The sequence below is a fragment of the Aquimarina algiphila genome, assembly GCF_947494415.1.
In the GTDB taxonomy this organism is placed as follows: Bacteria; Bacteroidota; Bacteroidia; order Flavobacteriales; family Flavobacteriaceae; genus Aquimarina; species Aquimarina algiphila.
Window position 1 is genome coordinate 1 of sequence record NZ_CANLVC010000008.1, and the last position, 13,216, is coordinate 13,216.

Annotated in this window: 11 protein-coding genes; 4 read left to right on the forward strand and 7 right to left on the reverse strand. The window is 32.1% G+C overall.

Annotation, left to right across the window (positions count from 1 at the left end; all coding sequences use genetic code 11):
• Positions 1 to 515: 515 nt before the first annotated feature.
• Together PQF96_RS17650 and PQF96_RS17655 are read right to left on the reverse strand one after the other, a co-directional pair.
• Complete coding sequence (locus tag PQF96_RS17650; RefSeq protein ID WP_109437618.1) at positions 516 to 1,265, reverse strand: C40 family peptidase; 750 nt, start codon at positions 1,263 to 1,265, stop codon at positions 516 to 518.
• Between the two features lie 33 nt (positions 1,266 to 1,298).
• On the reverse strand, positions 1,299 to 2,477 hold the full coding sequence (locus PQF96_RS17655; RefSeq protein WP_143918125.1) for an acetyl-CoA C-acyltransferase: 1,179 nt from the start codon (positions 2,475 to 2,477) through the stop codon (positions 1,299 to 1,301).
• Positions 2,478 to 2,623: 146 nt separating this feature from the next.
• Between PQF96_RS17655 and PQF96_RS17660 the strand changes: the two genes are divergently transcribed.
• On the forward strand, positions 2,624 to 4,669 hold the full coding sequence (locus PQF96_RS17660; RefSeq protein WP_208746813.1) for an HD family phosphohydrolase: 2,046 nt from the start codon (positions 2,624 to 2,626) through the stop codon (positions 4,667 to 4,669).
• A 58-nt stretch (positions 4,670 to 4,727) separates the two neighbouring features.
• A complete protein-coding gene (locus tag PQF96_RS17665) occupies positions 4,728 to 5,312 on the forward strand; it encodes a hypothetical protein (RefSeq protein WP_271767646.1) in 585 nt (194 codons plus the stop codon).
• Here PQF96_RS17665 and PQF96_RS17670 read toward each other — a convergent pair.
• From PQF96_RS17670 to PQF96_RS17690, 5 genes are all read right to left on the reverse strand, one after another.
• Positions 5,309 to 5,581 (reverse strand): DUF3817 domain-containing protein, encoded by a 273-nt coding sequence (locus PQF96_RS17670; protein ID WP_109437614.1) that lies wholly within the window; start codon positions 5,579 to 5,581, stop codon positions 5,309 to 5,311. The genes PQF96_RS17665 and PQF96_RS17670 overlap by 4 nt on opposite strands.
• Positions 5,582 to 5,606: 25 nt before the next feature.
• Entirely contained in the window at positions 5,607 to 6,848 is a 1,242-nt protein-coding gene (locus PQF96_RS17675; RefSeq protein ID WP_271767647.1) for a mechanosensitive ion channel family protein, read from the reverse strand.
• Positions 6,849 to 6,994: 146 nt separating this feature from the next.
• Positions 6,995 to 9,616 carry a TonB-dependent receptor gene (locus PQF96_RS17680; protein ID WP_109437612.1) on the reverse strand — a complete coding sequence of 874 codons (2,622 nt, stop codon included), beginning with the start codon at positions 9,614 to 9,616 and terminating at the stop codon, positions 6,995 to 6,997.
• Between the two features lie 218 nt (positions 9,617 to 9,834).
• On the reverse strand, positions 9,835 to 10,002 hold the full coding sequence (locus tag PQF96_RS17685; RefSeq protein ID WP_200825142.1) for a hypothetical protein: 168 nt from the start codon (positions 10,000 to 10,002) through the stop codon (positions 9,835 to 9,837).
• A 174-nt stretch (positions 10,003 to 10,176) separates the two neighbouring features.
• Positions 10,177 to 10,692, reverse strand: coding sequence for a hypothetical protein (locus PQF96_RS17690; protein WP_143918121.1), 516 nt, complete (start codon positions 10,690 to 10,692; stop codon positions 10,177 to 10,179).
• A 233-nt stretch (positions 10,693 to 10,925) separates the two neighbouring features.
• Between PQF96_RS17690 and ychF the strand changes: the two genes are divergently transcribed.
• Both ychF and PQF96_RS17700 read left to right on the forward strand, forming a co-directional pair.
• A complete protein-coding gene (gene ychF / locus PQF96_RS17695) occupies positions 10,926 to 12,020 on the forward strand; it encodes a redox-regulated ATPase YchF (protein ID WP_271767648.1) in 1,095 nt (364 codons plus the stop codon).
• Positions 12,021 to 12,142: 122 nt separating this feature from the next.
• Positions 12,143 to 13,042: a DMT family transporter gene (locus PQF96_RS17700; protein WP_271767649.1), complete on the forward strand. Its 900-nt coding sequence runs from the start codon at positions 12,143 to 12,145 to the stop codon at positions 13,040 to 13,042.
• Positions 13,043 to 13,216: the final 174 nt, after the last annotated feature.

Sequence of the window (13,216 nt, forward strand, 5' to 3'; positions counted from 1 at the left end):
CGCTGAGCAAAGACTTGTGAACATATGGCCATAGTGACCATCATTAAAAAAATACGAATTTTAGATTTCATGATTTGAGTTTTAAGAGTTTTAATAAAAAGATTTAGTTGGTGTCTTAAAATAGACGGCGCTAATTTATTATTACCATTATGGAATGACTATAGTTATTGTGTAAAAGACAGATCGTATATTATTTTGTATACCATTTGTACTCCATGTACCCCTTTTGTATACCTTTAGGAAGATGTATTGGTTACAAAATTGATGTAGTTTAGTTATTTGATAGATAGTGTTTTGTATAAAATCAAAGATGTTTTATTACTATTTATGACAAATATTACAGTTTTTGAGAATTTACAAGATTTATGTAAAAATAAGAGAGGTATATTAAAGGTTTTAAGAGAAAATTTGATAAACAATAATTATCTATAATACACTCCCGAAAAATAAAATGTTTTACAACAAATGGTTTTTCTAAGTGCTATAATAATCCAATCCGAAAATATAGATAAGATTTAGATAATTCGTTTAATTACTCGTAGTTGATGTGTATGAGTGCGTTTTTCTACATTGTAGATTCCGGTATGATCAATACGATCCACACGCACTTTTCCGTGCGCATGGATAATATAGTTATCTTTCATCATAATACCTACATGTGTGATAGCTCCTTCATCATTATCAAAAAAGGCTAGATCCCCAGGTTCACTCTCTTCAATAAAACTAAGAGCTTCACCTTGTGTAGCTTGTTGTGAAGCATCTCTTAGCAATTGGTGACCAGTAAGCTTATATACCATCTGGGTGAATCCACTACAATCAATTCCAAAATTAGTTCTTCCTCCCCATAAGTAAGGAGCATTGAGAAAAAGAAAGGCAGTTTGTACAATGGTTTCTTTAGGTAATACGTCTAGAATTCTAGTTCCTTCGTAATGATGTTTAAAAAAGTCAAGAGCTTTTAAAGACGAACCTAACGGAATAGGCATTAATTGATCTTCTTGACAGCTTACAAACTCTACCATGTCTCCTACAAGACATTGAGGTTTGTCATTAAAATTTTTGTATATCTGTTCTGTAATTTCTAAGTATTGTTTATTGTCGATCCAGCCCTCATATTTATCAAAAGCTAATCGAATTTTACTCCACTTTTTACGTTGCTCTAAAATTTTAAAATGTTCACCATAAAGAACTTGAGAAACCATCTCACTGGTATCTTGTGGTTCAAAACGTAATGGAACAATACTTAGATTACAAATACCGTATTGCATGTAATAATTTTAGTTAGAATTTTAATTTAATTATTACACACGTTCAATAACCATTGCTGATGCACCACCGCCGCCGTTACAGATTGCAGCAGCTCCGATTTTTGCATTATTTTGCTCAAGAACATTGATCAAAGTAATTAGGATGCGTACTCCAGAACAACCAAGAGGATGCCCTAATGATACAGCTCCTCCATTTACATTTGTATTTTTATCAGTAAGTCCCAAAATCTTCATGTTTGATAGCCCCACTACAGAAAAAGCTTCATTAAATTCAAAAAAATCAACATCATCTTGAGAAATCCCAGCTTTTGCTAGTGCTTTAGGTAGTGCTTTAGAAGGCGCTGTTGTAAACCATTTTGGTTCGTGAGCGGCATCTGCATAGCCTTTTATTTTCACCAAAGGCTTTAGACCTAATTCAGCAGCTTTTTCTGCACTCATAACAATAACTGCTCCGGCACCATCATTAATTGTAGATGCATTTGCAGCGGTTACGGTTCCATCTTTAGAAAAAGCAGGACGCAATGATGGTATTTTTTCCATTTTTACGTTTTTGTATTCTTCATCTTCGGTAACCATTACAGGTTCTCCGCGCCGTTGAGGAACAGCTACAGGAACAACTTCATTTGTAAATTTACCTTCAGCCCATGCTTTTGCAGATCTTTCATAGGATTGAATAGCAAATGCATCCTGATCTTCACGGCTGAAATTATATTCTGTAGCACATAAATCAGCACATGTACCCATAGCTTGCTGATCGTAAGCATCTACTAGTCCGTCTTTTTGCATACCATCTTCTAAGGTCTGAGGTCCAAATTTATGTCCAGCTCTTAGTCTAACATAATGAGGTATTAAACTCATACTTTCCATTCCTCCGGCAACGACTATATCAGCATCACCCAGGGCTATGGCTTGTACCGCATGCATTACAGATTTCATACCACTAGCACATACTTTATTGACTGTTGTACAAGGAACATTTTCAGAGATTCCAGCTGCTAATGCAGCTTGTCTTGCGGGAGCTTGACCATTTCCTGCCTGTACTACATTACCCATAAATACTTCTTGCACAAGAGAAGGGTCGAGGTTTATTTTATCTAGAGCACCTTTGATTGCTGTAGCTCCTAATTGTGTAGCTGGAACAGTAGATAAACTTCCCATAAAACTTCCAATTGGCGTACGAGCTGCAGATACAATTACTACTTCTTTATTCATTATTTTTATTTTAAAAAATGTGTGTATTGTTATTCTGCGAATTTAATGATTTTTGAAGGATATACATAGTGAAGTTACTAACAAGCCGCCTAATATTACACTGACTTATTTTTTATTACTTTTGAGTAATTTATAGAATAATATTTGTGAAAAGGTTTTTAAACAATCTATATAAACGGCAATCCTCAATGTACAGGATTTTTCTGTTTATATGTACCACTGCACTTATCGTGTATTTATTTCCTAAAGGAGGAATTTTTAAATACGAATTTACCAAAGGTAAACCTTGGCAATATGAAAACTTATATGCTCCTTTTGATTTTGCTATAGCAAAGACTGAATCAGAGATAGAGATAGAGAAGACTCGTATTAAAGATAATGTTATTCCTTACTTTGATTATGATACAATAATTGCGAATACAGCTAAAGATTCTTATGATATAGCGTTTTCAAGTTATTTAAAAACTTTTAGTCAAAGCAGTTCTAGAGATGAAGCTAAACTTTTTGGAAGAATAGTCTTAAATGATATATACCGACATGGTGTTTTACAAGAAACCTATTCTTATGATGATAAGAGACAAATATTTTTGAATAAAGGTAATGAAGCAGAAGCGATAACTTACGGACAAATTCTAACACCTAATGCGCTAACAAAACTTATCAATTCTAGAATAGATAAAAGTGAATATGCTAAGTTTAAAAGTGACTTTGTAGCACTGTTTTTTGATTTAATAAAACCTAACGTCAAATTAAATCAAAAGCTTACTGAAAGTACATTAGAGAATGAATTAGCAAAAGTTTTGACTACTAGGGGTGGAGTTTCTAGAGGAAGTAGAATTATTGCCAAAGGAGAAGTAGTAGAAGGAGATAAACTACAAATATTAAATTCTTTAAAAGCAGAATATGAATCTCAGGTATGGAGTGATAAAAACTTCTATTGGATTGTATTGGGATATTGTCTGCTGGTTTCTTTGGCTCTTATGATGCTTTTATTGTTTATAAGAAAATATAGAAAAGATATTTATGAGAATAACACACAGGTGACCTTTATTTTCTTTAATGTTTTATTTTTGGTTTTAATTACGACATTGATGGTAAAATATCGCTCAGACTATATTTATGTCGTCCCTTTGTGTATTCTTCCTTTAGTACTTAAAGCATTTTTTGATTCAAGATTAGGGTTGTTTACCCATGTGATTACAGTTTTAATATTAGGTTTTGTTGTGCCTAATAGTTATGAGTATACGTTCTTACAGATCATTGCGGGAATTGTTACGATTCTTACAATTTCAGAATCATTTAAGAGAGCCAATTTGTTTATATCTGTTGGACAAATTACTATAATCTATATTTTGGCATACATTGCTTTTCATGTTATTCATGAAGGAAGTATTGGCAATATCGATTGGGTTACTGTAGGGTTATTCGTTATTAGTGGGTTTGCTACTTTAATTGTACACCCTTTGATATATGCTTATGAAAAGATTTTTGGATTAATTTCTGACGTATCTCTATTAGAATTAAGTGATACTAATTCGGTATTATTAAAAGAGTTATCTAATAAGGCTCCGGGAACATTTCATCACTCTCTTAACGTGGCTAATATTGCAGAAGCTGCAGCAAATGAAATAGGTGCAAATGCGATGCTAGTTAGAGTAGGAGCTCTATATCATGATATTGGTAAAATGGCCAATCCTACTTATTTTACCGAAAATCAATCGGCTTCGGGTAATGCCCATGACGTATTATCTCCAAAAGAAAGTGCAAGAATCATTATTAATCATGTAATTCGAGGTGTAGAAATTGCTAAAAAAAATAACCTACCTGATCGTGTTATTGATTTTATTAGAACACATCACGGAACCAGCACAGTATATTACTTTTATTCTAAAGAAAAAGAGGCAAATGAAAATGTAAATATTGAAGATTTTCAATATCCCGGACCTAAACCTTTTTCTAAGGAAACTGCAATTCTTATGATGAGCGATAGTGTTGAAGCTGCATCAAAAAGTCTTAAAAACCCTACAAGTAGTCTGATTGATTCTTTTGTAGAGAAGATAGTGAGCAAACAAATGGAAGATGGGCAATTCTTAAATGCGAATATCACCTTTAAAGAAATTCAACAGGTAAAAAAGGTTTTTAAGCGCAAATTGACTAATATTTATCATTTGAGGATCGAATATCCTGAGTAATTTTTTATGGCATATTGTTTGATTAAATTGATGTAAGATTTACACAATTTAAATCAACATGAAAAAAGACTCTTTTTTACTATTATTTTTTAGTGTATTAATAATATTTCCAATTTCTGCACAACTTGTAGTAGGAGGTAGAGTAGCTGTGGATGTAGACATAAATTTACCTATACCAGATGTTGTTATTGAAAGAAGAACACCTAAACAACAGCTTCCAAAATCAAAGAGGGGACGTCCAATTGTTATACATAGATGTGATCATACGTGTCATCATGATTTTGGCGCTATCCAAAATCAAAATGCTCCTAGTGGAGAATATTTGTATCAAGTTGTGAATGCTTCTTTAGTACCTTCAGAAAATGGAGAGGATCATATAGTCTACGATTTAGATACAGGTGATGTGCTTGAAATTATTATAGTTACAGGTAATTATGCAGACTATAATTATCATTATTTTAACCCTGATTATAATAGTTTACCACCCGATAATTTAATTTTAGCGATCACTTTTAATGGACAGGAAATTCCTTTACATACCGGGAGTATATCCATAAAACCCCAAGGTATAGGAGGATATCATAGTGTGCTTAATTTGCATAGTATATATGAAGGAAATTTCAATGGCACTGTGAATTTCTAACGTAAATATTTTTTATCCATCCAAAATGTCCCAAATGGAATTATCGAACAAATAAGTACAATAGCTAATGTCTTAGTATCCCATTTTTTTTCTGTTTTTATAAGAATAGCAACTACGATATAGCCCAAAAAGAGAAACCCATGAGCCATTCCAATTATTTTATTGGGTTCAGGAGATTCGAATATATATTTTAATGGCATGGTTACGAATAGGATAAGTAAATAGGAAATACCTTCCAGGTAACTAATAATTCTAAAACTGGTAATCATAAATTTCTATTTAGTACAAAAAAGATTATTGTTTTTCAATCGTATAATTAAGTTCAAACACTTCTAGTTTAAAATAAGGTATTGCAGATAAAAGATGATCAAAAATATCAGCCATTATTTTTTCGTAATTTTTCCAAACTTTATCGTTGCTAAAAGCATATATTTCTAATGGTGTTCCTTGTGCACTAGGAGCAAGCTGTCTACTCATAATGGTCATGTTTTTATTAATATAAGGATGATCTTCGAGGTAGAAATCTACATATGCTCTAAAGACTCCCATATTAGTTAAGTTTCTTCCATTTATAAGTGTACTTTTATCGATGCTATGATCCTGATTATATGTATCAATATCCTTTTGTATACTTTTGATGTAATCACTAATAAGTGCTATTTTTTTTAAATCTTCAAGATCTTTTTTCGATAAAAATGAAACACTGGAAGTTTTGATTAATAAAGCTCTTTTAATTCTTCTTCCGCCAGAATCCATCATACCTCGCCAATTTCTAAATGATTCTGAAGTTAAATGATACGTAGGAATTGTTGTAATGGTTTTATCAAAGTTCTGAACTTTAACAGAAGATAAATTGATCTCAATCACATCTCCATCAGCGCCATATTTTTCCATAGTAATCCAATCCCCAATCCTAACGGTATCGTTTACTGCTACTTGTATACTGGCTACAAAGCCTAAGATAGTATCCTTAAAAATCAAAAGAATAACCGCTGACATAGCTCCTAATGCAGTAAGAAATGTTAAGATAGATTTTCCTGTCATGGATGAGAAGACAAAAATAATTCCGATTGTCCAAACAAAAATCATAAAGACTTGTACATAACTATCAATTGGTTTGTCTTTAAATGAGCTTAAGGATTTTAAAAAATCTCTAAAGGTTCTTAGAATACTTCTTAAGATCCAAATCACTAATACAATAACCATAATATCGAACAAGGTCTCCAAATACCTTTCTGCAGTTGGGAAAGCAATAAATAGCATGGGTAGAACCCAAATGATAATGGATAGAGGGATGATATGAGCTAGATAATCAAAGGTTTTATTCTTAACCAAATAATCATCAAATGTATTTTTTGATCTAGAGGCATAGCTCTTAAAAATGGCTATGATTACTTTCCTCATAATAAGATCTAAAAAGAAAATAACAATAACAAGTATGCAAACTCCAATAAGTACATTTAAATATTCTGCTATATTTTCTGAAAGTCCTTTAGAAACAAAAAGGTTATAAAAGTAACGTGTTAAATCTTTCATCTGTATTTCAATACTATTTTATACAAAATTATGATTATAGTTATTGATGGAGCAATGAAACACAATATTTTTATACCAATTATGAAAAAAATAAAAAACGCTACATCATTCGATGTAGCGTTTGTATATCTTTATGATGTAAACTTTTAGAAGTTGAAATCTAATCTTGCATAGTAATATGCTCCACCAAATCCCATTTGCACAGCATCCCAATATCCACCAGCTTCAGTTTCTCCATCATCTTGTTGATCAGGATATTCATTAAAAATGTTATTTCCACCAATAGTAAATTTTAGTTTATCTGTTACTTTGTATCCTAAGTTTAAATCAGCAGTAATTTTTGCTCCGTATACATCTTCTGCATCTGTAAAATCGATAAGCGTTATTTCACTAAAATGAGTTAAACCAATTCCGGCATTAAATTTATTTTTGGTATAACTTGTATTCAAAGAAAATTTACTTTCTGGAGCAGAAGCTAATAAAAAGGCTTTTTCTCTTTCTCCAAAGAAAGTTCCTTCATCCAAAGGCCCATTATTCACATCTTCGATACTCATGTTATTTATATTTCCTGCTAATGTAGCAGAAAGGTTACCAAAACTATAATTTCCTTTCCAGGAAAGTATTAAATCTAGACCTACAGTTTCTGTGTCCACTCCATTAGCAAAGAATTGAGCTTCTGCTACATTTGGTATTTGTGGTGCAGCGAATGTACCAGTTAGCACAATTCTATCTTTAACATTAATATAGTATCCATCTATTGTTGCTGTAAAACTCCCAAAAGTAGCTGTAGCTCCTAGTGCTCCGTTTATTGCAGTTTCTTCTTCTAGTTGATCAATTCCGAAAGAAGCCGTAACCGGACTGTTGTTAGCAGATAGTAATGTTTCTGTTGCTACACCTCCTTGAAAATCTGTAAATCTAAGATTGTAATAAATTTGAGCTAATGATGGAGCTCTAAATCCTGTGCTAACAGAACCTCGAATATTAATATCCTCTGTTGCTTTGAATCTAAAGGATAATTTTCCATTAATTGTACTTCCAAAATCACTATAATCTTCAAATCTTGCAGCAGCTCCTAATAAGAAACGATCAGTAATATCGAGTTCACTATCTGCATATACTGAAATGTTTGACCTAGAACGATCTACTTCGTTTGCAGGGCTATACCCAGGGAATCCTTGTGAACCACCTGGTCTTAAATTACCAGAATCGGGATCAGTTGGTTGTGTCTGGGTTGCAGGATCTGTTATTGGTAAACCATTAACATCATATGTAGCATAAGATCCTTCTTCACCAGCAAAAATTTCAAAATTCTCAGTTCTGTATTCTGTACCAAACGCTATATTAAGTCCTTGAAGGATATTAGGGTAGTATTTAGAAAAATCTAAGCTGGTCGTGTTCTGACTTAAACTATGTCCTCCGGCATCAAAATCTGTTGGAGAAGATTCCTGAAGAGAAGCATTCAATGTTCCTTTAATAAAATAATGAAAGTTGTTTTTACCCCAGGTATTATTAATGTCAATTTTCCAACCACTATCTGTTTCTGTTCTAATTCCTGCAGAAACTGAATTATCTATGATATTAGATGTTATTCTTGGAGTAAAGCCATTTGGATAGATTTGAGTTACAACGCGTTCTCCTCCGTTACGAGTAAATGCAAAAGCATCAGTATCCCTATAATTTCTTCCTCCAAAAGCGTACAGTTCTGTCTTTTTTGATAATGGTATTGCGGCATTTGCAAAGAAATTGAAACCATCTATTGCGGCTTCACCAAACCCCCTTCTAAAATCAAAACCAGGACGTAATGTTTTATTTTTACTAAGATATTCTGTAGTGAAGTTAGCAAAACCACCTTCTCCAATTTCAACACCATAATTTGCAGTAATTTTTACTGACCCTCCATCAAAATCCTTATCATCTGCGATTCGGTTTCCATCGTTTTCTGTATCCAAACGATTTCCATCTGTATTAGGAGTCCCTGCCGGAAAATCTCCTTTAGCATTTGTATTGTATGCTCCATAACTAATACTACCCGTTAATTTGTTGACACTGTTCTTTAAAACAATATTGATTACACCGGCAATAGCATCAGAACCATATTGCGCTGCAGCACCATCTCTTAAGACTTCAATTCTTTTTATAGAAGAAGCAGGGATAGCATTAAGATCTGTACCAGAATTACCTCTACCTCTTGTTCCAAACACATTGATTAGAGAAGAAGAATGTCTTCTTTTTCCGTTAATTAAAACAAGAGTCTGATCAGGACCGAGACCACGTAGAGTAGCAGGGTCTATATGATCTGCTCCATCAGATCCAGATTGTTTATTCGCATTAAATGAGGGAGCAGCATATTGTAATAGTTCATTAATTTCTATTTTACCACTTTTGGTAATTACATCCTGCATATCAATAATATCAATAGCAACAGGGGTATCTGTGGCAGTTCGTTTTGGACTCCTTGATCCAACAACAACAATAGTTCTTAATGCTTCTCCATCTAATAGAACAACATCAATCTTCTCTTGAGTTCCTACCAGAATTTCTTGAGTTTGGAAACCAACAAAACTATAGACTAAGGTGGCATTTGCGTCTACTGCAATAGAATAATTACCTTGATCATCTGTGGTTGTACCCTTAGAAGAGCCTTTTTCAATGATATTTACATAAGGTAAAGGAATTCCTTGAGTGTCTGTTACAGTTCCTGTTACAATTTGTTGACTGAAGCCTAAACTTGTAAGTAACCCGAATAAAATGAGTGTGAATTTTTTCATGTATTAATGTTTATTTAAGTTGATTGTTATGCTAAAGATATTTAAAAGATAATTATAACACATCTTATTCTAACTAGTTTTTAACCATATTATGTAGTTCTTATATATTTAGTTATATAATTTTAGATTTTGAAAATCAAAGAGATATAGATTCATAAAAACAAAAAAAAGAGCCTTATGGATTTAAGACTCTTTATAATTAAGATAAGCTTTTTTGATTAAAGGCAGACAGAATTAACAGGTAAGGCACATAATGGGAAATCCCATTCGCCACCACAAAGAAGACAATCTTCCTCATTTCTAGGCCATGCACCACCTTTAATCGCTTGTTGTTTATTTTTGTTCAATTTTTGAACTCCATTTAGATTTAAAATACTTTGTAACATAATTTTAGGTTTTAAGATTATATAGACTAAGATACATATTTATAAAACCATTAGTATTGAGTATAATAAACAATTAACAATTAGATTTCGTTAATTCATATAAATACGTAAAGTCGAACTCGTAGTTCAACTTTACTATGTATTATAAAAAGATTTTGATGATTTTGTATAAGGTTAATTAGCTTGATAAACTGTTGTTATAATCTCATCTGTTTTTGTATCATAAGCTTCAAGAATAAAGTTTTTATCTTTATCAAAATGACCGACACAATTATCTTTTTCTCCCATATTAACAAGATAATACCCACTTCCTATAGGTCTTACTTTTGAAACTTGATTACCTTCTTTTTTTAAAAAAGTAATAACAAAACCTTTATCATCGCTAACCTTATTATATTTTTCCATATCAGAAGAAGAATGAGACTTTTGTACTATAACTTCATCTTCTGTATATTGAGCAGATTGATTGGTTTTGTTTTCATCGCCTGGGTTAAGCTTGATCTGACTCTTTTTTTTGATCACTTCTTGTTTTTTAATCACTTTTTCTTCTCCATTTGGGCCTTTTATGCGAATAATCTTGGTTACTATTTCTTCAGATGAATTTTTGGTTTTGTTTTCATCTTCTTGCGCGTAGTTAACAGATGCGCAAATCATGAATGTCAATGTGACTAGTGTTTGTAAAGTTTTCATTTTGCGTATTTATTTTGGTTGTCAAATTTACAAAAAATGTAAAAAAGACTTTGGTTTGTATTTTTAATAAACGTAAAAAAGAGCCTTTTATGGTGTTTTTTTATGCTATTTGAATTAATCTATAATCTAATGAATCTGTTATTTGTTTACTACGTATGAATACCATTATCTTTGCATTCTCAAAATTTGGGATTTTATATTAAAAGATCCCGGTCATTATAATATTAAGTACCATGAAAGCAGGAATTGTAGGATTGCCAAATGTTGGAAAGTCAACATTATTTAATTGTTTATCTAATGCCAAAGCCCAGAGTGCTAACTTTCCGTTTTGTACGATAGAACCTAATATAGGTGTGGTTAATGTACCAGATTCTAGGTTAGAAAAACTTGAAGAACTTGTAAATCCTGAGCGAGTACTACCTGCTACAGTAGAGATTGTTGATATTGCCGGTTTGGTAAAAGGAGCAAGTAAGGGAGAAGGTCTAGGGAATCAGTTTTTGGGAAATATTAGAGAAACAGATGCTATTATTCATGTATTACGTTGTTTTGATAATGATAATATTGTTCATGTTGATGGATCAGTAGACCCTATTAGAGATAAGGAAACTATAGATATCGAATTACAACTTAAAGATTTAGAAGCTGTTGAAAAGAAAATAGATAAGGTAAAACGTGCTGCTAAAACAGGTAATAAAGAAGCTCAGAAAGAAGAGGCTATCTTGTTAGAACTTAAAAAAGGATTAGAAGCAGGTACCTCAGTTAGAGCTATTGCAGTTTCTGATGATGATCATATGGCATTTGTTGCACCTTTACAATTAATTACAGACAAACCAGTGCTTTATGTTTGCAACGTAGATGAAGGAGCTGCTGTTAATGGAAATGATTATGTGAAAAAGGTAAAAGAAGCTGTAGCTAAAGAAAAAGCTGAAGTTATAGTGTTGGCTGTTGGAACAGAGGCAGATATCACAGAGTTGGAGGATTATGAAGAACGTCAACTTTTTTTACAAGATATGGGACTGGAAGAACCCGGAGCATCTGTATTAATTCGTGCTGCATATAAGCTATTAAATCAACAAACATATTTTACGGCAGGAGTTAAAGAAGTTAGAGCCTGGACAATAAACATAGGGGCGACAGCTCCACAAGCAGCAGGAGTAATTCATACAGATTTTGAAAAAGGATTTATACGTGCAGAGGTTATCAAATATGATGATTTTATAGCATATGGAAGCGAAGCAAAAGCTAGAGAAGCAGGAAAACTTGGAGTAGAAGGAAAATCATACGTGGTAAATGATGGAGATGTAATGCATTTCTTGTTTAATGTATAATAAACAATATCAAGACATTTTAAAAAACCTTCCTATTTTTTAGGAAGGTTTTTTTGTGTTGGTGATTGTAATTTACACAAATCGTGATTATGACTAAAACTGAATACTACTATTTTTGAGAAATGCAAAACACCAAATTATCTTCGTATGGAATTGTACTGGCTGTAGTTGGAATAGTTCTATTTTCTGCGAAAGCTGTTTTAGTTAAACTGGCGTATAAGTATGAAATAAGTTCTGAGCATCTATTATTATTTAGAATGGTGTTTTCGCTACCGGTTTATCTTGTGATTGCTTTTTTTAATAAACCTGTACAGAAAGAAAAAATTAAAATCAAAGATTATAGCTGGATTGTATTTTTTGGGTTTGTAGGATACTATTTAGCCAGTTACTTTGATTTTCTTGGATTACAATTTATAAAGGCAGGGTTAGAGAGAATCATTCTTTTTTTATATCCAACATTAGTAATTATTATTTCAAGAGTTTTTTTAAAAAATATCATAACACGGCAACAGTTAGCTGCTATTTTGATAACTTATATAGGGGTAATTATTACATTTTGGGGAGAACTCCAGATGGAAACAGAAACCAATAACATTACGTTAGGAGCAATGTTAATCTTTTTGAGTGCATTAACATATGCTACTTATCTTGTAGGAAGTGGATGGCTGATTCCTAAATTTGGAGTGATAACCTTTACATCATATGCAATGATAATTTCTTCATTATGTATCATTATACAATATCTGGTTTTTGATAGAGGAGATATTATGAATTATCCTTTAGAATTGTATTTGATTTGCATTGCAATGGCAATTTTTTCAACAATTATACCGTCTTATCTTGTTTCAGCAGCGATAGCTAAACTAGGAGCATCTAATTTTTCTATTATCGCAAGTTTAGGTCCTGTATCTACAATAGTATTGGCATATTTCTTTTTGGATGAAAACCTTTCATTAATACAAATTGTCGGAGCTTTAATTGTCATTTTTGGAGTTTACGTGATTTCAAAACAGAAAAAATAAGATAAAATCTATATCGATATAAAAGGATCAATGTTACTTTTAGGTGTTTTTTAATGTTTTTTTCATTAATTTAACATTCTGATAGTGAATATCTGTTTACAGATTTTGGGGAAAATCTTTAGGAATTACAAATTCACTGTATTAATAGAATACATATTAAATCTATAGTTTGGG